Annotated in this window: 21 protein-coding genes, 1 tRNA gene and 1 riboswitch; of the genes, 19 read left to right on the forward strand and 3 right to left on the reverse strand. The window is 47.0% G+C overall.

The genetic code is table 11. The annotated features are described in order from the left end of the window. Window positions 1–136: 136 nt before the first annotated feature. Window positions 137–802 (reverse strand): PAQR family membrane homeostasis protein TrhA, encoded by a 666-nt coding sequence (gene trhA / locus LKD46_RS13155; RefSeq protein ID WP_227574217.1) that lies wholly within the window; start codon window positions 800–802, stop codon window positions 137–139. Between the two features lie 381 nt (window positions 803–1,183). On the opposite strand from trhA, the gene LKD46_RS13160 reads away from it, so the two are divergent. Beyond that, entirely contained in the window at window positions 1,184–1,732 is a 549-nt protein-coding gene (locus LKD46_RS13160; RefSeq protein ID WP_138276822.1) for a stage V sporulation T C-terminal domain-containing protein, read from the forward strand. Window positions 1,733–1,801: 69 nt separating this feature from the next. On the opposite strand, the gene LKD46_RS13165 is transcribed toward LKD46_RS13160, so the two are convergent. Together LKD46_RS13165 and LKD46_RS13170 are read right to left on the reverse strand one after the other, a co-directional pair. Then, window positions 1,802–2,365: a M15 family metallopeptidase gene (locus LKD46_RS13165; RefSeq protein ID WP_227574218.1), complete on the reverse strand. Its 564-nt coding sequence runs from the start codon at window positions 2,363–2,365 to the stop codon at window positions 1,802–1,804. 72 nt (window positions 2,366–2,437) lie between these two features. Further along, the gene (locus LKD46_RS13170; RefSeq protein WP_118515172.1) at window positions 2,438–3,898 is read right to left on the reverse strand and encodes a nicotinate phosphoribosyltransferase; all 1,461 of its coding nucleotides are present in this window, start codon (window positions 3,896–3,898) and stop codon (window positions 2,438–2,440) included. Between the two features lie 275 nt (window positions 3,899–4,173). Between LKD46_RS13170 and LKD46_RS13175 the strand changes: the two genes are divergently transcribed. The 18 genes from LKD46_RS13175 (at window position 4,174) to LKD46_RS13260 (ending at window position 22,765) form a co-directional block, all read left to right on the forward strand. Further along, window positions 4,174–4,245: transfer RNA gene (locus LKD46_RS13175), tRNA-Gln, on the forward strand. 170 nt (window positions 4,246–4,415) lie between these two features. Then, complete coding sequence (locus LKD46_RS13180; protein ID WP_227574219.1) at window positions 4,416–5,123, forward strand: acyl-[acyl-carrier-protein] thioesterase; 708 nt, start codon at window positions 4,416–4,418, stop codon at window positions 5,121–5,123. A 50-nt stretch (window positions 5,124–5,173) separates the two neighbouring features. Beyond that, the gene (gene araD / locus LKD46_RS13185) at window positions 5,174–5,875 is read left to right on the forward strand and encodes an L-ribulose-5-phosphate 4-epimerase (protein ID WP_118515168.1); all 702 of its coding nucleotides are present in this window, start codon (window positions 5,174–5,176) and stop codon (window positions 5,873–5,875) included. A 260-nt stretch (window positions 5,876–6,135) separates the two neighbouring features. Next, complete coding sequence (locus LKD46_RS13190; protein ID WP_330612728.1) at window positions 6,136–6,321, forward strand: helix-turn-helix domain-containing protein; 186 nt, start codon at window positions 6,136–6,138, stop codon at window positions 6,319–6,321. Between the two features lie 183 nt (window positions 6,322–6,504). Further along, a riboswitch (Lysine riboswitch) is annotated at window positions 6,505–6,675 on the forward strand. A 186-nt stretch (window positions 6,676–6,861) separates the two neighbouring features. Continuing rightward, a complete protein-coding gene (locus LKD46_RS13195; RefSeq protein WP_408611455.1) occupies window positions 6,862–8,448 on the forward strand; it encodes a Na+/H+ antiporter NhaC family protein in 1,587 nt (528 codons plus the stop codon). 178 nt (window positions 8,449–8,626) lie between these two features. Further along, the gene (locus LKD46_RS13200; RefSeq protein WP_118515162.1) at window positions 8,627–9,469 is read left to right on the forward strand and encodes a CvfB family protein; all 843 of its coding nucleotides are present in this window, start codon (window positions 8,627–8,629) and stop codon (window positions 9,467–9,469) included. Window positions 9,470–9,574: 105 nt separating this feature from the next. Then, a complete protein-coding gene (locus tag LKD46_RS13205; RefSeq protein WP_227574220.1) occupies window positions 9,575–13,042 on the forward strand; it encodes a DNA polymerase III subunit alpha in 3,468 nt (1,155 codons plus the stop codon). A gap of 68 nt (window positions 13,043–13,110) precedes the next feature. After that, window positions 13,111–14,100 carry a 6-phosphofructokinase gene (gene pfkA, locus LKD46_RS13210; protein WP_059086454.1) on the forward strand — a complete coding sequence of 330 codons (990 nt, stop codon included), beginning with the start codon at window positions 13,111–13,113 and terminating at the stop codon, window positions 14,098–14,100. An 8-nt stretch (window positions 14,101–14,108) separates the two neighbouring features. After that, window positions 14,109–15,503: a TrkH family potassium uptake protein gene (locus LKD46_RS13215; RefSeq protein ID WP_021652589.1), complete on the forward strand. Its 1,395-nt coding sequence runs from the start codon at window positions 14,109–14,111 to the stop codon at window positions 15,501–15,503. 13 nt (window positions 15,504–15,516) lie between these two features. Further along, entirely contained in the window at window positions 15,517–16,176 is a 660-nt protein-coding gene (locus LKD46_RS13220; RefSeq protein ID WP_110103164.1) for a potassium channel family protein, read from the forward strand. A gap of 36 nt (window positions 16,177–16,212) precedes the next feature. Then, window positions 16,213–16,989, forward strand: a complete 777-nt coding sequence (locus LKD46_RS13225; RefSeq protein ID WP_110103165.1) for a TrmH family RNA methyltransferase — start codon at window positions 16,213–16,215, stop codon at window positions 16,987–16,989. A 15-nt stretch (window positions 16,990–17,004) separates the two neighbouring features. After that, window positions 17,005–17,445: an NfeD family protein gene (locus LKD46_RS13230; protein ID WP_021652591.1), complete on the forward strand. Its 441-nt coding sequence runs from the start codon at window positions 17,005–17,007 to the stop codon at window positions 17,443–17,445. Window positions 17,446–17,448: 3 nt separating this feature from the next. Then, complete coding sequence (locus LKD46_RS13235) at window positions 17,449–18,390, forward strand: SPFH domain-containing protein (RefSeq protein WP_015526727.1); 942 nt, start codon at window positions 17,449–17,451, stop codon at window positions 18,388–18,390. Window positions 18,391–18,416: 26 nt separating this feature from the next. After that, the gene (gene argF, locus LKD46_RS13240) at window positions 18,417–19,415 is read left to right on the forward strand and encodes an ornithine carbamoyltransferase (protein WP_021652592.1); all 999 of its coding nucleotides are present in this window, start codon (window positions 18,417–18,419) and stop codon (window positions 19,413–19,415) included. Next, window positions 19,415–20,221 (forward strand): biotin--[acetyl-CoA-carboxylase] ligase, encoded by an 807-nt coding sequence (locus LKD46_RS13245; RefSeq protein ID WP_021652593.1) that lies wholly within the window; start codon window positions 19,415–19,417, stop codon window positions 20,219–20,221. The genes argF and LKD46_RS13245 overlap by 1 nt, the downstream gene beginning before the upstream one ends. 131 nt (window positions 20,222–20,352) lie before the next feature. Beyond that, a complete protein-coding gene (locus LKD46_RS13250) occupies window positions 20,353–20,721 on the forward strand; it encodes a DUF6145 family protein (RefSeq protein WP_015526724.1) in 369 nt (122 codons plus the stop codon). 9 nt (window positions 20,722–20,730) lie between these two features. Further along, complete coding sequence (gene dusB, locus LKD46_RS13255; RefSeq protein WP_110103185.1) at window positions 20,731–21,699, forward strand: tRNA dihydrouridine synthase DusB; 969 nt, start codon at window positions 20,731–20,733, stop codon at window positions 21,697–21,699. Between the two features lie 115 nt (window positions 21,700–21,814). Further along, window positions 21,815–22,765: a glycosyltransferase family 2 protein gene (locus LKD46_RS13260; RefSeq protein ID WP_015526721.1), complete on the forward strand. Its 951-nt coding sequence runs from the start codon at window positions 21,815–21,817 to the stop codon at window positions 22,763–22,765. Window positions 22,766–22,936 lie beyond the last annotated feature (171 nt).

Raw genomic sequence — 22,936 nt, forward strand, 5'->3', positions numbered from 1 at the left:
GGATAGCCTGTTTTAGCTTTGCCCTAAAGGGTAATCGAGCAGGAAGCCCCCACTTCAAAATCGTAAGATTTAAGTGGGGGGAGCATGTCACGGTATCCGAAAGGTGAGATTGTTATCTATCTGATCACAGAGTAACTCAGTGGATCGCCATACCGGCTACAAAGAAATACATTACAACAAAATGGCACACACTTCCCAGCATCACAAAGACATGAAATACTTCGTGGGAGCCGAAATTCTTATGCTTCGCATTGAAGATCGGAAGCTTCAACGCATAGATCACACCGCCGATGGTATAGATGATGCCGCCGGCAAGGAGCCAGCCGAAGCCTGCACGGGGCAGATTGTGGAAGATCGGAACAAAAGCAAGTACACACAGCCAGCCCATTCCAATGTAGATCACAGAGGAAAGCCATTTTGGGCAGTTGATCCAGCAGCCTTTGAGGATCATTCCGATGATGGCAACGGTCCATACGAGGGCACAGAGGATATAGCCGGTGCGTCCGTGGAGAACGATCAAGCATACAGGAGTGTAGCTGCCGGCAATCATCACGAAGATCATCATGTGATCCATTTTTTTCAGACGGCGGTTCACCTTGGCTGTGGAGTTTACGGAATGGTAAAGTGTGCTTGCCAGGTAAAGAAGAATCATGGTAAGGATAAAAACACTTACTGCAAAAACGTGGAGAACATCTGCGCTTCTGGCCGCTTTCACGATCAGCGGAGTGGCTCCGGCCACGGCAAGAAGCATGCCGATTCCGTGGGTTATGGCGCTTCCCGGATCTTTTAATTTAAATTTCATATAAAAACACCTCCTGCAAAAAATCTGCTGTTTATATCATATGGACAACTTCATGATCGGTTCATCAATGATGGATCATTGTGACAGTTTATGACACAACAATGTAGAAATTGATAAAATAACATGTAGTATTCAAAACTACATATCAAGTATACGAATACTATACCACTATTATTCAAAAATGCAACCCCTATTTTCAAAAAAACTTTATCAGGATTTATTTCTGCAGCAGGCATACGACAATGTGGCTCCTGCGACAGATAAATAAGAGATTTTTATGCATATTTCTCCCAGTTTTTCGCATAATAACCATATGAAAAACAAATAGTTGACATAACATTGACGTACGATAAACAGAAAATACAGGAGGAATTCAGGAAGATGAAAGCAACGGGAATTGTTCGCAGGATTGATGATCTGGGCAGGGTTGTGATTCCAAAAGAGATACGAAAGACACTGCGGATCAAAGAAGGAACGCCACTGGAGATTTTTACAGACAGGGAAGGACAGATCATTCTGAAAAAATATTCGCCCATTGGAGAGCTGAATACGTTTGCTGCGGAATATGCGGAAGCATTGGTGCAGACCACCGGACTGACTGCCTGTATTACAGATCGTGATCAGGTCGTGGCGGCATGTGGCAGCGGAAGCCGGGAACTGGAAGGCAAAGAGATCAGTTCTGATCTGGATGCAGTCATTGCCGGCAGAGAATGCAGACTGATCAGTAGGAGCAGCAGGGAAAATATCCCGATCATTGTTGATGACAGTGATTCTTTTGAACGAAAAATGATACAGCCTGTCCTGTGTGCCAGTGATGCGATCGGGGCTGTGATCCTTCTGGCCAGAAGCGAAAAAGCGGAAATGGGTGACACGGAGCGTGCACTTGTCCGCACAGCAGCCGGTTTTCTTGGCAGACAGATGGAGCAGTAGGGCGTGCATAGAAAGCAGGAAAAATATCCGTAGAGCTGTATATAAATATCAGATACCGGAAGCAGCAGATCAGGGAGGGTGCGGACACCGTGAAGGAAAGCAGTGGTATTCTTCCAGAGTCAGATTTGTGATAGTGAGCCAGGAAGCCAGAGGTTTGGTCACATAGCGGATGTGCCATGGCTCGTAAGGGATGCCGGTGATCTCCTCTTTGTTTTTGGGGTACCGGAGGATAAAGCCATAGAGTGGAGCGTTCTTTTTCAGCCAGCGACCTTCACCTGTTGCGGAAAACCTTTCGGAGAGTTCCATATGGATGGAAGGGCAGGATACATCCAGAGCAAGTCCGCTCTGGTGCTCACTTGTTCCTGGCTCTGCAACGAAAGGACTTCCCGTAAAAAGCTCCTTCTGCCGCTGGTAGGAACGATATCCGGAAACTGCCCACAGGTTCAGACCACATCTGTGACAGGCATGGAAAAGCTGGGAAGCGGCTTTTGCAGCCTGATACTCCAGAAGCCGCCTCGGATCTCCCGGTGCTGCTTCAAATGGAAGTCCGATATCGATGAGATGTTCCGGCACAAAGGCTTCCGGCAGAGGATGCTCCCTGCTGATCAGCCGGGTATAAAATTCTCTGTGCAATAAAAACCCCCCTTTCCTTATCCATAAGCTTATGATAAGAAAGGAGGGTTTATGAATGCTTATTTCTGTTTATCAGAGCTCTTTTTCACTCATTTCTTCCAGGAGAGCCTTCTTCATGTCATAGAGTGACTGGGAGAGATCTACATAAACCTTCTGCGGATTTACAAAACGTCTGGATTCATCCCACAGTGTGTTTTGCTCCTGTTTGCAGTAGTCGCGGAGTTCCATGACAGATGGAGACTTGTAAACGCTCTTACCACCTTTAATTACCGGAACAAGGAGCTCACGGAGTTCGTAGGTTCCGCCAAGAACCTTGGTCTTTTTCCAGGTGTCAACCGGGTCGAAGATCACCATAGTTTCTTCCGGATCGAATTTCTCATCTGCAAGGCAGATCAGATCGGCCTTGATCTTGCCGGTCTTCTTGCTGTAGATACGGTATACAGTCTTGTTGCCCGGGTTGGTAACCTTTTCTGTGTTTTCGGAAAGCTTGATCTTCGGCTGGAAGGTATCGCTGTCAGCGTCCTTTACAGCGGCAAGTTTGTATACGCCGCCGAATGCCGGATTGTTATCGGCTGTGATCAGTTTGGTTCCGACGCCCCAGGAATTGATCTTGGCATCCTGGGCCTTCAGGCTTTCGATAAGATATTCATCAAGATCGCTGGAGGCAGAAATGGTAGCATCATCGAAACCGGCAGCAGCCAGCATCTTGTAAGCTTTTTTGGAAAGATATGCAAGATCACCGCTGTCGATACGGATTCCGTAGTTCTTCAGCTGGATACCTTCCTCACGCATCTCCTCAAATACACGGATCGCATTGGGAACACCGGATTTCAGGACATCGTAGGTGTCAACCAGAAGAGTACAGGAATTCGGGTAAAGTCTCGCATAGGTCTTAAAGGCAGTGTACTCATCCGGGAAACTCATGATCCAGGAATGAGCATGTGTTCCGAGAACCGGAACGTTAAACATCTGGCCGGTCAGTACGTTGGAAGTACCGGCACACCCGCCGATCACTGCCGCTCTGGCACCAAAGATTCCGGCGTCCGGACCCTGGGCACGGCGAAGACCGAATTCCATGATGGGATCGCCCTTGGCTGCGTGGCATACACGTGCTGCCTTAGTGGCAATAAGACTCTGATGGTTCATAATGTTCAGGATGGCGGTCTCTACAAGCTGAGCTTCCATGATCGGTGCGATAACCTTGACCATCGGCTCTCTCGGGAAGATCACGGTCCCCTCCGGAATTGCGTAGATATCACCGGTGAATCTGAAGTTGCTCAAATACTCAAGGAAATCATCCTCAAAGATGCCAAGACTTCTCAGATAGGTAATGTCTTCTTCTGAGAAACGGAGATTTTCGATGTATTCGATCATCTGCTCCAGTCCTGCGCAGATGGCAAAACCGCCATCGCATGGATTGTTGCGGTAGAACATATCAAAGACAACGGTCTGGTTGGTAGGGTTTTTGAAATATCCCTGCATCATGGTAAGCTCATAGAGGTCCGTGAGCAGAGTAAGGTTATTTGCTCGCATAGCGTTCTCCTTTGGATGCCTCCGGATATTGTGACCGGAGGGAAATACACGGTTGTTTCCGCTCTTTTTATTATACGGCTTATTATAACACAAAGGAGTGGATTGTAAAATTTTTTTTACTGCGTAATCCCGCATATAATAGGGAGTTTTAACAGCAGTTTGAGAAATTTTGAAAAAAAATAAAAAAAATTAAAAAAAGGGGTTGCAATTTCAAAAAAGCTGTTATATAATAACATCCGTCGCAAGCGATAAGGCAAGCAAAAAATAAAACACATAGGGCTATCGCCAAACGGTAAGGCAACGGACTCTGACTCCGTCAGTTCAAGGTTCGAATCCTTGTAGCCCTGCTTCTTAAGTACCTCGGTTGAGAGGTACTTTTTTTGTGCTCAAAAATAAGAAGATATTTGCAAGTTGCTGTTCACTGATAATATTCGCAATCCGCTGCGCCAAAAAAACAAGTGCGTTTCTTTCTGCCAAGTGTTACAATAAAGTATAGACAGTATGACAGGAGGCATGAATGAGTTACAGTTTTGAGAGTCGAGTAAGATTCAGTGAGATCGGAGAAGATGGCTGCCTGACGTTGCCGGGAGTTCTGGATTATTTTCAGGATTGCTGTACCTTTGAATCCGAGCAGACAGGAGTCGGTATGGAAGTATTAAAGGAACAGAAAAGAGCCTGGGTACTTTCTGCATGGCAGGTGATCACGAAGCGGTATCCAAAGCTTGGTGAAAATATAAAAGTAACAACAATTCCTTATGGATTCCGTGGATTTATCGGAATGCGTAATTTTATTCTTGAGACAATGGAGGGTGAGAAGCTGGCATGGGCCAATTCCTACTGGTCCTTTATCAATACAGAAACCGGTATTCCGGAAAAGCTGACACCGACAGATACAGATCCCTATGATCTGGGCGAAAAAATAGAGATGGATTATGCACCAAGAAAGATCGCGCTTCCGAAGGAACGGGAAGTGCAGAATGCTTTTTCCGTACAGAAGCATCATCTGGATACCAATCATCATGTGAACAATTGTCAGTATATCCGGATGGCAGCGGATCATCTGCCTGAGGAATTTAAAGTCGGTCAGCTTCGTGCTGAATATAAACGTCAGGCAGTACTGGATAATGTTATCATTCCGGAAGTATATATGACAGAAAATAAAGAAACTGTAGTTCTCAACGCAGAGGATAAAGAACCTTACGCAGTAGTTGAGTTTACAAAATAAATACAAGCGGTAGAGATTATTAGTACTATACCGTAAAAGGAGGGCGCGCTATGCTTGAAAAATTAAAAGAAGAAGTTTACAGAGCAAATATGGATCTGCCAAAATATGGTCTTGTTACTTTTACATGGGGAAATGTCAGCGGGATCGACAGGGAGCAGGGACTTTTTGTGATCAAGCCAAGTGGTGTGGATTATGACAAGCTGACACCGGAAGACATGGTAGTGGTAGATATTGATGGAAATAAAGTAGAAGGAAGATACAATCCATCCTCTGATACACCGACACATGCAGTTCTTTACAGAGCGTTTCCGAATATCGGCGGTATCGTACATACCCACTCATCCTGGGCAACAAGCTGGGCACAGGCAGGCAGATCGATCCCGTGTTATGGAACCACACATGCAGATTACATTTACGGAGAAGTACCATGTGTGCGTAATCTGACCAAAAGAGAGATCGAAGAGGCATATGAGAAGAACACAGGAGTTCTTATTGCTGATTATTTTAAAAACAAAGATTATGAAGCAGTACCGGCCGTGCTGTGCAAGAACCACGGACCTTTTACCTGGGGTAAGGATGCTCATGAGGCAGTTCATAACGCAGTTGTTCTTGAGGAGGTTGCCAAGATGGCATCTCGCTGCGAGCTGATCAATCCGGATGTAAAACCGGCACCGCAGGAGCTTCAGGATAAGCATTACTACAGAAAACATGGTGCAAATGCGTATTATGGTCAGGTAGATCTGGAAGACTGATTAGAAGAAAAAACAGTTTGACCCGATGGTGGATCGTCAATATCCGCCTGAGTGGAAATGCCGCGGAACAGTACCGCGGCATTTTTGTCGAAAAATGCAGAAAATGTCAGATTTGCTGACCTTTAACACAGATGCCGCCGAAATATGTGCTAATGTCAAGAAAAATGCAGAACATTAACACATTTATTAAAATAGGTGGCAGGATGAAAATATACACTTATCAAGGAAAAAAGAATGTTTCCGGAGAAAAAATACGCCAGATGAGGAATATGAAACGGATGTCGCAATCTGCGTTGGCCGCAAAAATGCAGGTGGAAGGAGTGATGCTGGAGCGTGACAGTATCAGCCGGATCGAAGGAGGAGAACGTTTTGTAGCAGATTATGAACTGCGGGTGTTTGCCAAGGTACTGGGAGTGGATGTGAAGTGGCTTCTGAACGAGCAGTAAATAAGGCAATATTGGATTATAGTTCACTGGTAATATTCCGCTGAGAACGGAGTGAAAAGTAGCACAATATTGGTCTGACTGGCAGGAATCTGTGTAAACTACTTGATATTTATGTCGGAAACTGCTACAGTATAAAGAAAAAAAGACGGCCGGGAAGCCCTGCAGAGGGCAAACGGTCACGGATAAGAAGATAGAGGCGCGGATTTTATCAGTATTTATGGATGCAAGGCCCTGGCAGGCTGTTCATAAAGAAAGGAAAATCTGCCGAAGTGCTCTGGAAGGCCAGATGACAGGGTGCTGGGATAACGTAGAATATGCGTTGTACTGTCACGGATGTGGAGCGCTATCGGTAGCACTTCGGGAAATCTGCATTTAATATGCTGAATGGAGATTTTCTGACAGGCTATAAGTTAAATAAGGATTATTTAACCGGAGGTGTTCTTAAGAAGAGACAGCCTCCGTTTTTTTGTCCCCGAAAAAGGGAGGAGAAAAATGAGTAAAAAAGCAGGAACAGCATTGTCTGTTATGGCAATGATATTCATGGGCGCACTGGCAAGTCCTCTGACTGTGCTGGCTGCGGATGCGGAGGAGACTTACCAGCCTGCTCTGTATGCAACGATCTGGGCACTGCTTCCACCTCTTGTAGCGATCATCCTTGCGCTGATCACGAAAGAAGTATACAGTTCTCTGTTTGTGGGAATTGTAGTAGGAGCACTGCTTTATTCCGGTTTTAAATTCGAGGGAACCGTAACACAGATTTTTGAGGGAGGAATCATCAAGGTTCTTTCTGACAGCTATAACGTAGGAATCCTGATTTTCCTTGTTATCCTGGGATCTGTGGTATGTATGATGAACAAGGCCGGCGGCTCCGCCGCATTCGGACGATGGGCCAGCAAAAAGATCCACACACGTGTGGGTGCAGAGCTTGCGGCGATCATCCTTGGAGTCCTGATCTTTATTGACGATTATTTTAACTGCCTGACAGTAGGAAGCGTTATGCGTCCGGTAACAGACAGACATCACGTATCCAGAGCAAAATTTGCATATCTGATCGATGCGACAGCCGCTCCGGTATGTATCATCGCACCAATCTCATCCTGGGCGGCAGCAGTCAGCGGATTCGTAGAGGGACAGGATGGACTTGCGATTTTTGTAAGAACCATCCCGTATAACTTTTACGCGATCCTTACTATTGTAATGATGGTTGGCATGGTACTGATGAAAACCGAGTTTGGTGCCATGAGAACACATGAGATCAATGCGCTGAACGGAGATCTTTATACAACATCTGCAAGACCGTATGAGAATGCAACGGATGATGAGACACCGAATCCGAGAGGAAAGGTGATCGATCTTGTGATCCCGATCGTTGTGCTTGTTATCTGCTGTGTCATCAGTATGATCTACACAGGAGGATTTTTCAGCGGAACAGATTTTGTTACCGCATTTTCACAGAGTGATGCCTCTACAGGCCTTGCAATGGGAAGTGCTTTTGGTCTGGTATTTGCCATTATTTTCTATATGATCCGCCGTGTGATCAATTTCAGAGACTGTATGGGATGCATCCCGGAAGGCTTCAAGGCTATGGTACCGGCGATCATGATCCTGACCTTTGCATGGACACTGAAGGCTATGACAGACTCACTTGGTGCAGCGGTATTCGTAGAAGAAGCAATGCGTTCTGTTGCCGGTGGTATTGAAGTTATCCTTCCGGCCATTATTTTCCTGGTTGGATGTGGACTTGCATTTGCTACAGGTACTTCCTGGGGAACCTTTGGTATCCTGATCCCGATCGTTGTTGCGGTATTTGAGAAATCCAGTCCTGAGATGATGATCATTTCCATGTCTGCCTGCATGGCAGGTGCAGTTTGCGGAGACCACTGCTCACCGATCTCCGATACAACGATCATGGCTTCCGCAGGAGCACAGTGTGATCATGTGACTCACGTTTCCACACAGCTTCCGTATGCGATCCTGGCTGCGGCAGTATCCTTTGTAACTTATATTGTTGCAGGTTTTGTAAAAACAGCATGGATCGCTCTTCCGGTGGGAATCGTGCTGATGCTGATCGTACTTTTTGTCATTAAAATGATGAATCCGATGCCGGTTGAGAAGCCAACAGAATAACAGACTAACCCAATGTGGGGGCAGGTTCCCCCATGAATCGCAAATAAAAGGCAGTGACGGAAAGAAATTTCCGAAGCTGCCTTTTTTGTGCTTTCTATAATAATTCTCTTATGTTATAATGCAGGACAGACAGCAAATAGTAAATGATCATATATAGTTTTAAGGAACAGGAGTAAGAATGATAGAATTAGGTAAAAAACAGAAATTACTGGTTGTAAAAACCGTGGATTTCGGAATATATCTTGGAGAGGACCGAAACGCACCTCAGACCGAGCGTGTGCTTCTTCCGTCCAAACAGGTACCGGAAGGAACCAAAGCAGGTGATGAGATCGAAGTATTCATCTATAAGGATTCCCAGGACAGACTGATCGCAACGACCCGTGAGCCGATGCTTCAGGTGGGACAGACAGCAGTCCTTAAGGTAAAACAGGTCACCAGGATCGGTGCTTTTCTTGACTGGGGACTGGAGAAGGATCTTCTTCTTCCGTATCATGAGCAGACCAACCGGGTCCGTGAAGGCGAGGAGTGTCTGGTAGCTCTTTATGTGGATAAGAGCAGCAGACTCTGTGCAACCATGAAGGTGTATCATTATCTTTCCACCAGAACTCCTTATGTACCGGGAGATTTGGTAAAGGGGCGTGTCTATGAGATCAGCGGGAATTTTGGCGTTTTTGTTGCGGTAGATGATAAATATTCCGCTCTGATCCCGGCACGGGAGGCAACAGGCAAGTACAGACCGGGAGCTATTCTTGATCTTCGTGTCACAGAGGTGAAAGAGGATGGCAAGATGAATGTCAGTGACCGCCAGAAGGCTTACATCCAGATCAATGAGGATGCAGAGAGCGTATTCAGCGTGATCGAGGAATTTGCAGGGGTGCTGCCATTTGATGATCATGCCTCACCGGAAGTCATCAAGAGAGAGTTTGGCCTCAGTAAGAACGCATTCAAGCGTGCAGTCGGTCATCTGATGAAGGAAGGAAAAGTAGAGATCCGTGACAAGAGAATCTACATTAAAAAATAACAAGGTGTTGACCGGCTCCGGATCAGACACGCTCCGGCACGTTCAGAGAAAAGTGCAGAGCGGGGAGGATCCGGAGCCCTGTTTTTTACGATAAGGAGAATAAATTTGGAGTTTACACATTTACATGTCCATACAGAATACAGCCTTCTGGATGGCTCCAATAAGATCAAAGAATATGTAGCCAGAGTAAAAGAACTGGGTATGGACAGTGCGGCGATCACCGATCATGGCGTTATGTATGGTGTCATTGATTTTTACAGGGCTGCAAGAGAAGCCGGGATCAATCCGATCCTCGGATGTGAGGTTTATGTGGCTCCGGGCTCCCGTTTTGACAGAGAAGTGGGAAGTGGGGATGACCGTTATTATCATCTGGTCCTGCTGGCTGAGAATAATCAGGGATACAGCAACCTGATGAAAATTGTATCCAAGGCATTTGTGGAAGGGTTTTATTACAAGCCACGTGTGGATCTGGAGCTTCTGGAAAAATATCACGAGGGTATCATTGCCTTAAGTGCCTGCCTGGCAGGAGAGGTCGCCAGATATCTTGCACGTGGAATGTATGAGGATGCCAAGATCGTGGCATTACGTTATCAGGATATTTTCGGAAAAGGAAATTTCTTTCTGGAGCTTCAGGATCATGGGATTCCGGAGCAGCAGACAGTAAATCAGCAGCTTCTCCGTATGCACAGAGAGACGGGGATCGATCTGGTTGCCACCAATGATGTGCATTACACTATGGCAGAGGATGCGGAACCACATGATGTTCTTCTTTGTCTGCAGACTCAGAAAAAGCTCAGCGATGAGAACAGAATGCGCTATGAGGGCGGCCAGTATTATGTGAAATCGCCGGAAGAGATGGCGAGGCTTTTTCCATATGCGCTGGAAGCGCTGGAAAACACGCATAAGATCGCGGAGAGATGTCATGTGGAGATTGAATTTGGTGTGACCAAGCTGCCGAAATATGATGTGCCGGACGGACTTACCTCATGGGAATATCTGAACAAGCTTTGCTATGAGGGACTTGAGCAGCGTTATCATCCGGTAACAGAGGAGCTGAAAAAGCGCCTGGATTATGAGCTGTCTACTATCAAAAATATGGGATATGTAGATTACTTTCTCATCGTATGGGATTTTATCAAATATGCCAGGGACAACGATATCATGGTTGGTCCGGGACGAGGTTCTGCCGCAGGAAGCCTGGTTGCCTATACACTTGGGATCACCCAGCTGGACCCGATCCGGTATGATCTGCTCTTTGAACGTTTCCTGAATCCGGAGCGAGTATCCATGCCGGATATCGATGTGGATTTCTGCTTCGAACGGAGACAGGAGGTTATTGATTATGTAAGAAGAAAATATGGTGATGACTGCGTGGTTCAGATCGTTACCTTCGGTACGCTGGCAGCCCGCGGTGTCATCCGTGATGTGGGCCGTGTTCTGGATATGCCTTATGCCCAGGTGGACACTATTGCCAAGATGATCCCACAGGAGCTGAATATCACCATTGACAAGGCACTGGGAATGAATCCGGAGCTTCGCAAGGCTTACGAGGAACAGGACGATATCCATCGTCTGATCGATCTGGCAAAACGTCTGGAGGGGCTTCCGAGGCATACCTCCATGCATGCGGCAGGTGTTGTGATCAGCCAGAAGGATGTATCGGAATACGTACCCCTTTCCAGAGCACAGGATGGTTCCATTGTCACGCAGTTTACCATGACAACACTGGAAGAGCTGGGACTTCTGAAAATGGATTTCCTGGGCCTCCGTACCCTGACGGTTATTCAGAATGCTGTGAAAATGGTGGAAAAAAGTACCGGTATGCTTCTGGATATGCAAGAGATCGACTACAACGATAAAAAGGTACTGGATTCTCTCGGAACAGGACGTACTGACGGCGTGTTCCAGCTGGAGAGCGCCGGAATGAAAAGCTTCATGAAGGAGCTGAAGCCGCAGAGTCTTGAGGACGTGATCGCGGGAATTTCGCTTTACCGTCCGGGCCCCATGGATTTCATTCCGCAGTACATCCGCGGAAAAAACCGTCCGGATACCATCCGTTATGATTGTCCGCAGATGGAGCCGATCCTGAAGCCGACCTATGGCTGTATCGTATACCAGGAGCAGGTTATGCAGATCGTCCGTGAGCTTGCAGGCTATACCCTTGGACGAAGTGACCTGGTACGCCGTGCCATGTCCAAGAAAAAAGCTTCTGTTATGGCAAAAGAACGCCAGAATTTCGTTTACGGAAATGCCGAAGAGGGAGTACCGGGATGTATCGCCAACGGTATTTCCGAGGAGATCGCAAACAAGATCTACGATGAGATGACAGATTTTGCAAAGTATGCCTTCAATAAGTCTCACGCTGCCGCTTATGCGGTGGTCTCCTATCAGACGGCATATCTCAAATATTACTATCCGGTAGAGTTTATGGCTGCACTGATGACATCCGTTGTGGAAATGCCAAACAAGGTTGCCGAGTATATTTCTGTATGCCGCCAGATGGGGATCCGGATCCTTCCGCCGGATATCAATCACGGTGTTTATGGCTTTTCTGTTGACAATGGTGCCATTCGTTATGCACTTTCTGCTATCAAGAGCATCGGCCGTCCGGTAATCGAGGGGATCGTGCGGGAGCGTGAGGAGCACGGAGAATATACCTCCCTGAAAACATTTATTGAGCGAAATATCGACCAGATCAACAAGAGGGTTGTGGAAAATCTGATCAAGGCCGGAGCGCTGGATTGCCTGGAGGGAAACCGGAATCAGAAAATGACGGTTTATACGCAGATCATAGACAGTATCAACCAGGATAAGAAGCATACCATGGCGGGACAGCTGAGTCTTTTTGATATTGCGCCTGAAGAAGATAAAAAGGAATTTGAGATCCGTATGCCGCAGGCAGCAGAATATCCGAAGGAGACGATACTGACCTTTGAGAAGGAAGTGCTCGGCATCTATCTCAGCGGTCATCCGCTGGAGCGTTACCGGAATATGATGGAAAAAATGATCTCTGCAAAAACTTCTGATTTTCAGCCGGATGATGAAACAGGGATACCGGAGGTTTACGATAATCAGAAAGTGATCGTGGGCGGAATGATCACGGATAAAACCATAAAATATACAAAGAATAATAAGGTAATGGCGTTTCTTACAGTGGAGGATCTGGTAGGCACCGTGGAGGTTGTGGTATTTCCACGTGATTACGAAAAATGCCAGATGTTCCTGAATGAAGATGCCCGGCTCTTTATTCAGGGAAGAGTATCCGCAGAAGACGACAAAGCCAGTAAGCTGATCCTGGAAAAGGTCCGTCTTTTTGATGATATGCCAAGAGAACTGTGGCTCCAGTTTGAAAGCCGGGAAGAGTACGCAAAAGCCGAAACCGGTCTGGTAGACGATCTGATGGAATCCAGAGGAAACAGCACGGTGGTTATTTATCTCAAAGATGTCAAGGCAATGAAGAAACTTCCCCCTGCTTATCAGGTCCATATCGAGGACTCCTGGCTGGAACGCATGTGTGAAAAATATGGAAGTTCCAATGTTAAAATTGTGGAGAGAGTATTGAAAAACTTATAAAAATGCTATAAACTATACCCGAATATGTGTATTACAATAGGTTGTTTCATAAGATGGAGGATAACAATATGGCAGAGAACAAAATCAAAACGATCGGCGTTTTGACCAGTGGCGGTGACGCACCTGGAATGAATGCTGCAATCCGTGCTGTTGTCAGAAGAGGATTAAGCAGCGGACTGAACGTAAAGGGAATCTATAAAGGATACAGCGGTCTCTTAAATGAAGAGATCAGAGATATGACAGCAAAGGACGTTTCCGATACGATTGAGCGAGGCGGAACAATTCTTTATACTGCCAGATGTGCAGAGATGAGAACAGAGGAAGGACAGCAGCAGGCTGCAGAGATCTGCAGAAAGCATGGGATCGACGGCCTTGTTGTTATCGGTGGAGACGGTTCCTTCGCAGGTGCGCAGAAGCTTGCGAACCTTGGAATCAACACCATTGGCCTGCCGGGAACTATTGACCTTGATATCGCATGTACCGAGTACACCATCGGTTTTGATACTGCTGTAAATACAGCTATGGAAGCTATTGACAAGGTACGTGATACGTCCACATCCCATGAGAGATGCAGTATCATCGAGGTTATGGGACGTAACGCCGGATACCTTGCAGTATGGTGCGGCATCGCAAATGGTGCTGAGGATATCCTGATCCCGGAGAAATATGATTACGACGAGCAGAAGCTTATTGACAATATCGTAGAGAGCCGTAAGAAAGGCAAGAAACACCATATCATCGTAAATGCTGAGGGTATCGGCCATTCAGAGGCTATGGCGAAGCGTATCGAGGCTGCAACAGGTATCGAGACACGTGCAACGATCCTTGGTCACATGCAGCGTGGTGGAAGCCCTACATGTAAGGACCGTGTATATGCGTCCATGATGGGTGCTCTTGCAGTAGATCTTCTTGTTGCCGGAAAACGCAGCCGTGTGGTTGGATACCGTCATGGTGAGTTTGTCGATTTCGACATCAATGAGGCTCTTGCAATGCAGAAGAATGTAGATTCCTACATGTGGGAGGTCTGCAATTCTCTTTCTCATAATTACAGAAAATAAAGATATTTATGAACTTAAAAAAAGTTTCAGACGGATTGCATAAACTGAATACGTCACAAATAATTGCCCTCGGCTTTGCGGGGGTGATTTTTGTAGGTGGACTTATTTTGTGGATGCCGTTCTGCAGTGCACCCGGGCAGGCTGTTACCTTCCCGGATGCTGTTTTTACAGCGGCGACCAGCGTATGTGTAACAGGACTTTCCACAGTTGTTATGGCAGTCCAGTGGAGCCCCATTGGAAAAGCGGTTATCCTGTGCCTGATACAGATCGGCGGGATCGGACTGATCGCACTGGCGAATATGATATTCATCAGCCTCCGGCGGAAAATTTCCCTGAAAAACCGGCGGATCATCAAGGAATCCTACAACCTGGATGAAATGGGTGGAGTCGTGGCTGTAGTCCGCAGTGTGGTGAAATGCGTGTTTCTTGCAGAAGGAATCGGTGCGGTCCTGTATGCGTTTTGCTTTGTACCGGAATTTGGAATAAAAAAAGGTCTGGTGCATGCCATATTTCTGGCGGTATCTGCATTCTGCAACGCAGGGATCGATCTTTTCGGGGAAACAAGCCTTTCGGTATATGTGAGCAATCCGCTGGTCAATATCACTACGATTGGCCTGATCATTGTGTCAGGTCTTGGATTTATCGTCTGGTGGGATCTGTGGGATAAATTCCGCAAGGTTCTGAGAAAAGAGCTCTCCCCATCCAGAGTTTTTCGTGTACTGCGGCTTCAGAGCAAGCTGGTCCTTACGATGACCGGGATCCTGGTATTTTCAGGAGCATTTCTGGTATTTATCTTTGAATCCGGAAACCCTTCCACGCTGAAGGGGGCACCACTGGGAACAAAGCTCATGGCATCCTTTTTCCAGTCAGTGACAACACGTACGGCGGGATTTTATACCATGGATCAGTCGCTTTTGTCCACACCTACCGTGATCATTTCCCTACTGTGGATGTTTATCGGAGGATCACCCATGGGCACTGCCGGTGGTGTGAAGACTACTACCATTGCGGTTCTGATCCTTTCTATTGCAGCATATCTTCAGGGAAAAAAGGATGTAGAGGTATACGGCCGCAGGATCCGTGAGAGCTATCTCCGTTCTGCCATGGTTGTTGCAGGAACCAGTGTGCTGATCCTTTTTACCATGACGGTGCTTTTGTCCGCAGTAATGCCGGGAGTGGATTTGGCAGATGTTTTATATGAGATCACTTCTGCGGGGGCTACAGTAGGACTTTCCAGAGGACTGACACCTCAGCTGAATGTGGCAGGCAAGTGGATCGTGATCCTTACCATGTATCTGGGACGTATCGGACCGCTGACACTTGGAACAGCAGTTGTGATGCGTGTACGCAACAGGCCGGGAAGCACAACGCATCTCGGTGAAGAAGATATCATGATCGGTTAAACAGGAGAATAGAATGAAAAACAAATCTTTTGCCGTGATCGGGCTTGGACAGTTTGGAATGACTCTGGCGGTGACGCTGGCAGAGTCAGACTGTGATGTCCTTGCCATTGATGACAAAGAAGAAAATATCGAAGAGATTTCCGAAAAAGTAACCTATGCGGTAAAAGCAGATGTCCGTGAACCGGGAATCCTGAAGGCTCTGGGAGTTCAGAATGTGGATGTAGCCATTATCGCAGTTGCCGAAAATCTGGAAGCCAGTATTTCCGCGACCATGCAGGCTAAGGATCTGGGAGTGCCCTTTGTAGTTGCAAAAAGTATGAATTCTCTTCATGGACGTATACTTGACAAAATTGGTGCAGATAAGATCATTTATCCGGAACAGTCCATGGGACTGCGAGTTGCCAGAAATCTTATGTCCGGCGGGTATCTGGATGTGTTTGAGCTTTCAGCGGAGTTCAGTATGGCGGAGTTTTCCATGCCGGTATCCTGGAGTGGAAAAAATCTGGCAGATCTGAATGTACGGGAGCGTTTTCACATTAATATCATTGGCATCAAGCAGGGTGAAAATGTCACGGTAGATCTGGATCCTTCCGAACCGCTTCCGGACAACTGTTCCATAATCGCCATCGGAAAAAACAAGGATCTGAATGCAAGTCGTGAGGAATTACGTTAACCGAATACGGATTGCCGGAAGGAGAGAAATAAAAGTATGATAACCAGTGTATCAAATGCAAAAATAAAAAATGTCATGCAGCTGAACCAGAAGGCAAAAGCCAGAAGAGAGCAGGGACTTTTTGTGGCAGAAGGCCGGAAAATGTTTCTGGAAGCACCGGAAAGCTGGGTTTCCCAGGTGTTTGTCTCCGAGACCGTTTCCCAGGATGGAGAGCTGATGTCTCAGGCAGAAAAATATCCCTGTGAGATCGTGAAGGATTCCGTATTCCGTCAGATGTGTGATACCAAGACTCCCCAGGGGATCCTGACAGTTCTGAAGCTGCCTTCCTGGAGCGAGGAGGAGGTACTGGCGGGAAAAAATCCTCTGGTCATGGTTCTGGAGGATCTTCAGGATCCGGGAAATGCGGGAACCATTCTCAGGACCGGTGAGGGCGCCGGCGTAAGCGGAGTTTTCCTCACAAAAACCTGCGTGGATATCACAAATCCCAAGGTGATCCGTTCTACCATGGGCTCTATTTACAGAATGCCTTTTCTATACGTGGAAGATGTGGTATCATTAGAAAAGAAGCTGAAAGAAAAGGGAATCCGCAGTTTTGCAGCTCATCTGAAGGGTGAGAATTCCTATGATCAGGAATCCTATAAGGGTGGTACCGCATTTTTCATCGGAAACGAGGGAAAGGGCCTGACTGATCAGGCGGCGGAGGCAGCAGACTGTCTGATCCGCATTCCCATGTGCGGAAAGGTAGAATCGCTGAATGCTGCCATGGCATCAGGAATCCTGATGTACGAAGCTGCAAGACAGAGAAGAGAATAAGAGAGGAGGGGTTTTATGACACCTTTGGCCTGGCTTGGAATACTGGCAATTTTACTGGTAATTGAAGCAATCACGGTAGGACTTACCACTGTCTGGTTTGCAGGCGGTGCTCTTGTGGCGTGCATTGCCTCGTGGCTTGGTGGGGGAATTGTTGTACAGCTCCTTTTATTTTTCGGAGTTTCCGTGGTGCTTCTGATCTTTACCAGACCTCTGGCGGTCCGCTACATGAACAAGGGCGTGGAAAAGACCAATGCAGAGAGTCTTCTGGGAAAAAGAGCCGTAGTGATACAGCCGGTCAACAACCTGGCCCAGACCGGGCAGGTGAGGATCAATGACATCGAGTGGACTGCACGGACCGCAGATGACGGGGAAGAAATTCCAACAGGTGCAGTGGTTGAGATCGAAGAGATCCGCGGAGTGAAGCTGATCGTAAAAGAAATTAGCAAGGAGGGCTAAATTATGGGTGGAGTTGTTGTTTTGCTTGTAGTCATCGTTCTTGTGCTGTGGGTACTTGCATCCTGTATCCGCATTGTACCGCAGGCCTATGCAGTGGTACTGGAACGTCTTGGCGCTTACAAGGCTACCTGGAGTACAGGAATCCATTTCAAGGTTCCGTTCATTGAGCGTGTTGCAAGAAGAGTAAACCTGAAAGAACAGGTTGTGGATTTTCCACCGCAGCCGGTAATTACCAAAGATAATGTAACCATGCAGATCGATACGGTTGTATTTTTCCAGATCACAGATCCGAAGCTTTACGCATATGGCGTTGAGAATCCGATCATGGCTATCGAGAATCTTTCTGCTACAACACTTCGTAACATCATCGGTGATATGGAGCTGGATGAGACACTGACATCCCGAGAGGTTATCAATACCAAGATGCGTGCTTCCCTTGATGTGGCTACAGATCCATGGGGAATCAAGGTTAACCGTGTGGAGCTTAAGAACATCATTCCTCCGGCAGCCATCCAGGATGCCATGGAGAAACAGATGAAGGCTGAGCGTGAGAGACGAGAAGCCATTCTGAAAGCAGAAGGAGAGAAACGTTCCACCATCCTTGTTGCAGAGGGTAAAAAACAGTCCGCTATCCTGGATGCGGAGGCTGAGAAGCAGGCGGCGATCCTTCATGCGGAGGCTCAGAAGGAGCGTATGATCAAAGAGGCTGAAGGACAGGCACAGGCAGTCCTTAAAGTACAGCAGGCAACTGCAGAAGGACTTCGTATGATCAAGGAAGCAGGAGCAGATGAATCTGTTCTTACTCTGAAGAGCCTGGAGGCTCTTACAAAGGTTGCTGACGGCAAGGCAACGAAGATCATCATTCCGTCCGAGATACAGGGCATCGCAGGGCTGGCAACATCCCTGAAGGAAATCATGACAGATAAACCGGCAGAGCAGAAATAAATCTGCAGCCATGAGGAGGACATATTATGAATCTTAAAGGAAGAAATTTCCTGACACTGAAAGATTTTACACCGGAAGAGATCACTTACATGATCGACCTTGCAGCAGATCTGAAGGCAAAGAAAAAAGCAGGAGAGCTTCATGAGTATTACAGAGGTAAGAATATTGCCCTGATCTTTGAAAAAACAAGCACAAGAACACGCTGTTCCTTCGAAGTGGCAGCTCATGATCTGGGAATGGGTTCTACCTATCTGGATCCCACAGGCTCCCAGATCGGAAAGAAGGAGAGCATTGCAGATACTGCAAGAGTTCTCGGAAGAATGTATGAGGGAATCGAGTACCGTGGCTTCGGTCAGGATATTGTTGAGGAGCTTGCGAAGCATGCAGGTGTACCGGTATGGAATGGCCTGACAAACGAGTATCATCCGACACAGATGCTTGCAGATATGCTGACAGTACGTGAACATTTCGGCAAACTGAAAGGCCTGAAGCTTGTATACATGGGCGATGCCCGTTACAACATGGGTAACTCCCTGATGGTTGTATGCTCCAAGCTTGGTCTTGATTTCGTAGCCTGCACCAATAAGAAATATTTCCCGAATGATGAGCTTGTAGCACAGTGTCAGCAGTGGGCAGAAGAGGCAGGTTCCACCATCACTCTCACAGAGGATGTGGAGGTAGGAACAAAAGATGCGGACATCATCTACACAGATGTATGGGTATCCATGGGCGAGCCTGACGAAGTATGGACAGAGCGTATCCACGACCTGACACCATACAAGGTTACCAGACATGTAATGGAGAACGCCGGTGAAAAGGCGATCTTCCTTCACTGTCTGCCGGCATTCCATGATCTTAAGACAAAGATCGGAAAAGAGATGGGCGAGCGTTTCAACCTTACAGATATGGAGGTTACAGACGAAGTATTCGAGTCTCCGCAGTCCAAGGTATTCGACGAAGCTGAGAACCGTATGCACACCATTAAGGCTGTGATCGTTGCAACATTAGGAGAGCCGGAGAAATAATGTCAGATTTATTTAATGAAGAAATAATTTCACAGGCAACACATACAAAATGGGCGGGCAAAACCGTCCATTTTGCAAGAGAAACAGATTCCACCAACCTCTGGGGAAAACGTGCCTGGAGGGAAGAAGGCGCAGGACACGGAGAGCTGTTTGTGGCAGAATATCAGTCCGCAGGACGCGGACGTTTTACAAGACGATGGAGTGCGCCGCCGGACAGTGCCATTACTATGAGTATCCTTATCTGCCCGGAATTTTCTCCGCAGAAGGCGCCGATGCTGACACTTGTTATGGGACTTTCAGTTGCACAGGCAGTAGCAGAGCTCGGTCTTGAGGTAGGGATCAAATGGCCTAACGATGTAGTTGTTTCCCGCAAAAAGATCTGCGGTATCTTAACCGAAATGACCATGAAGCAGGATAAGATCGGCTGTGCAGTTATCGGAGTCGGGATTAACGTAAACATGGAAAGCTTTCCGGAAGAAACGGCAGATAAGGCTACCTCTCTGTATCTGGAAAGCGGACATCCCTTTGACCGGGCACAGGTAGTCGGACTTGTGATGAAGCATTTTGAGGAAAATTATGAGAGATTTGTACAGACAGAGGATCTCAGCGGCCTGAAACCGGATTATGAGAAAATGCTGGCCAATCTGAACCAGCCGGTACGTGTACTGGATCAGAATGATCCATATGAGGGGATCGCAAGAGGGATCAATGCCGGCGGAGAGCTTCTGGTAGAGCGTGCAGACGGTACAGTCGAGGAAGTAAATTCCGGAGAGGTTTCTGTACGTGGTTTATACAGCTATGTGTAAAACATGCAGCACAGATCGGATAAAATTTCCGGCAGCGATTTTCCGTTGATGTTTTATTGCAGTAGTGGAAAAAACAAGAATCTCCCTGCTTTAGCTGCAGGGAGTGTCAAGTTATAAATAAAGGAGATTTTATGTATCAGGATAACATTGTGCTCTGCGGAGCAAGCTCTTATGAGCAGAAATATTATTTTAACCAGGATTTTGCGTCTCTTCCTGAGACGGTAAAGCAGGAGCTGCAGATCATGTGTGTGCTTTTCACAGAGGATGTAGGCGGGATCCTGACACTGGAATTTGATGAGGACGGCAGTCTGCAGTTTAAGACTGAGGCCCTGGAGGCAGATGCCCGTTTTGACGAGATCGGAAGTGCACTGAAGATCAAGGAGCTCCAGCGGGACAAAAGAGAGCTTCTGGAATCTCTGGAAATGTATTACAAGGTATTTTTCCTGGGAGATATCCCGGATGAGGAACTGCAGAAAAAAGCAGATGCCGTTGAGGAATGATCCATGAAGATGCAGTGGAAGATCGGAAATGTGGAGATACCGAACCCCTTTGTGCTTGCACCGATGGCAGGGGTTACGGATCTGGCATTTCGAAGACTTTGCAAGGAGCAGGGTGCAGGCCTGATCTGTATGGAGATGGTCAGTGCCAAGGCGATCTCTTTTCATAATAAGAATACAGAGGCGCTGATGGAGATCGATCCCGGGGAGCATCCGGTATCCATGCAGCTTTTCGGCAGCGAGCCGGACCTTATGGCAGAGGTGGCAAAAAGCATTGAGGAGCGTCCCTTTGACATTCTCGATATCAATATGGGATGTCCGGTTCCCAAGGTGGTAAATAATGGCGAGGGCTCAGCTCTTCTGAAGGATCCTCAGCTGATCGAAGAGATCGTCCGCAGTGTTTCCGGAGCAGTTTCCAAGCCGGTAACGGTGAAGGTCCGCATTGGCTTTGATGAAAATACGCCGGTGGATGTGGTGGAGATCGCAAAACGGGTGGAGGATGCAGGTGCAGCAGCCATCGCAGTTCATGGAAGGACCAGACAGCAGTATTATTCTGGCCAGGCGGACTGGGATGCTATCCGCAGGGTGAAGGAAGCGGTGACTATTCCGGTGATAGGAAACGGAGATATCGTTTCACCGGAAACTGCAGAAGCCATGTTTAAAGAGACTGGTTGCGATGCGGTGATGATCGGCCGTGCAGTACGTGGGAACCCGTGGATCTTCCGGGAGCTGAACCACTATTTCCACACCGGGGAAAAGCTTCCCAGACCAACCGCAGAGGAAGTCTGCGAGATGATCCTGCGCCATGCCGAAGATCAGATCGCGATCAAGGGTGAGTATATCGGGATCCGCGAAATGCGGAAGCATGTAGCCTGGTATACAGCCGGTATGCGGCACAGTGCGGGAATCCGGAGAGAATCTAATAATATTTCAAGCTATGAAGAATTGAAAAAGCTTACAGACATGGTACTGGAGCGATAAAAAAGAAAAGTATGTCGGAGAAAACGAAACGTTCTATTGACAAGGAACGGGGCGCGTGCTACAGTCAGTTAGCGGGAATCCGCAGAAAGTTTTTTTGTTTTACAGGAGAAAAATAATGGCAGATAAAATAGCAGTTTTAATTCCTTGCTACAACGAAAGCAAGACGGTAGCAAAGGTTATCCGCGATATGAAAAAAGCACTTCCGGAAGCTGTGATCTACGTATATGATAATAACTCTACAGATGGAACAGACGAGATCGCCAGAAAAGAAGGGGCAGTTGTCCGTTATGAGTATCAGCAGGGAAAAGGAAACGTGATCCGCAGTATGTTTCGGGATATTGATGCGCAGTGTTATCTTATGGTAGATGGCGACGATACTTATCCGGCAGAGTTTGCAGCTGAAATGTGCAGCAAGGTTCTGGAGAAAGGCACAGACATGGTAGTTGGTGACCGCCTTTCTTCTACATATTTTACAGAGAACAAGAGACCTTTCCACAACTTTGGAAACAGCATCGTAAGAGGTTCCATTAACCGTCTTTTCAAAAGCAACATCAAGGATATCATGACAGGTTACCGTGCCATGAGTTACCGCTTTGTAAAAACATTCCCGGTACTTTCCAGGAATTTTGAGATCGAGACAGAGATGACGATCCACGCCATCGATAAGAACATGCAGGTTGAGAATGTAGTCATTGAATATCGTGACAGGCCGGAGGGAAGTGAGTCCAAGCTGAATACTTATGCAGATGGATTTAAGGTCCTGAAGACTATTGTGAAAATGTTCAAGAATTACAAGCCGCTGGAGTTCTTCTCCCTTATCGCAGCAGTGCTGTTTGTGGTGGGAATGGTATTCTTTATTCCGGTGCTGGTACATTTTCTGGAGGTTGGGACAGTGGAAAAGATCCCGACACTGATCGTCAGCGGGTTTGTGATCCTGACAGCTATCATCTGCTGGTTTTCCGGGATCATCCTTTCTACACTGGTCAATCAGCATAAACAGGATTTTGAGTATCAGACACAGATGGTGACTAATCGTTATAAAGATCTTTTTCCGGAGAAGAAATAAGGAATCAGACCGGGCAGGATAATATAGAAAAGCCGTGTTGAAATCTGAGATTTCGCGCGGCTTTTTTTGCATATTTCAGGGACCCTTTTTCGACGTGGAATGCTTGACAATACTGGGGCTTTTCGGTATAATACAGGAATTGTGAATATCCTGAGATTTTTACGCCCTTTT

This window comes from Blautia fusiformis, from assembly GCF_020686995.1.
GTDB lineage: Bacteria > Bacillota > Clostridia > Lachnospirales > Lachnospiraceae > Blautia_A > Blautia_A fusiformis.

What these genes read in the sequence shown, in the direction of transcription:
- trhA (WP_227574217.1), bottom strand. Translation starts at nt 802, where the DNA reads ATGAAATTTAAATTAAAAGATCCGGGAAGCGCCATAACCCACGGAATC.
- LKD46_RS13160 (WP_138276822.1), top strand. Translation starts at nt 1,184, where the DNA reads ATGAAAGCAACGGGAATTGTTCGCAGGATTGATGATCTGGGCAGGGTT.
- LKD46_RS13170 (WP_118515172.1), bottom strand. Translation starts at nt 3,898, where the DNA reads ATGCGAGCAAATAACCTTACTCTGCTCACGGACCTCTATGAGCTTACC.
- LKD46_RS13180 (WP_227574219.1), top strand. Translation starts at nt 4,416, where the DNA reads ATGAGTTACAGTTTTGAGAGTCGAGTAAGATTCAGTGAGATCGGAGAA.
- araD (WP_118515168.1), top strand. Translation starts at nt 5,174, where the DNA reads ATGCTTGAAAAATTAAAAGAAGAAGTTTACAGAGCAAATATGGATCTG.
- LKD46_RS13190 (WP_330612728.1), top strand. Translation starts at nt 6,136, where the DNA reads ATGAGGAATATGAAACGGATGTCGCAATCTGCGTTGGCCGCAAAAATG.
- LKD46_RS13195 (WP_408611455.1), top strand. Translation starts at nt 6,862, where the DNA reads ATGGGCGCACTGGCAAGTCCTCTGACTGTGCTGGCTGCGGATGCGGAG.
- LKD46_RS13200 (WP_118515162.1), top strand. Translation starts at nt 8,627, where the DNA reads ATGATAGAATTAGGTAAAAAACAGAAATTACTGGTTGTAAAAACCGTG.
- pfkA (WP_059086454.1), top strand. Translation starts at nt 13,111, where the DNA reads ATGGCAGAGAACAAAATCAAAACGATCGGCGTTTTGACCAGTGGCGGT.
- LKD46_RS13215 (WP_021652589.1), top strand. Translation starts at nt 14,109, where the DNA reads ATGAACTTAAAAAAAGTTTCAGACGGATTGCATAAACTGAATACGTCA.
- LKD46_RS13220 (WP_110103164.1), top strand. Translation starts at nt 15,517, where the DNA reads ATGAAAAACAAATCTTTTGCCGTGATCGGGCTTGGACAGTTTGGAATG.
- LKD46_RS13225 (WP_110103165.1), top strand. Translation starts at nt 16,213, where the DNA reads ATGATAACCAGTGTATCAAATGCAAAAATAAAAAATGTCATGCAGCTG.
- LKD46_RS13230 (WP_021652591.1), top strand. Translation starts at nt 17,005, where the DNA reads ATGACACCTTTGGCCTGGCTTGGAATACTGGCAATTTTACTGGTAATT.
- LKD46_RS13235 (WP_015526727.1), top strand. Translation starts at nt 17,449, where the DNA reads ATGGGTGGAGTTGTTGTTTTGCTTGTAGTCATCGTTCTTGTGCTGTGG.
- argF (WP_021652592.1), top strand. Translation starts at nt 18,417, where the DNA reads ATGAATCTTAAAGGAAGAAATTTCCTGACACTGAAAGATTTTACACCG.
- LKD46_RS13245 (WP_021652593.1), top strand. Translation starts at nt 19,415, where the DNA reads ATGTCAGATTTATTTAATGAAGAAATAATTTCACAGGCAACACATACA.
- LKD46_RS13250 (WP_015526724.1), top strand. Translation starts at nt 20,353, where the DNA reads ATGTATCAGGATAACATTGTGCTCTGCGGAGCAAGCTCTTATGAGCAG.
- dusB (WP_110103185.1), top strand. Translation starts at nt 20,731, where the DNA reads ATGCAGTGGAAGATCGGAAATGTGGAGATACCGAACCCCTTTGTGCTT.
- LKD46_RS13260 (WP_015526721.1), top strand. Translation starts at nt 21,815, where the DNA reads ATGGCAGATAAAATAGCAGTTTTAATTCCTTGCTACAACGAAAGCAAG.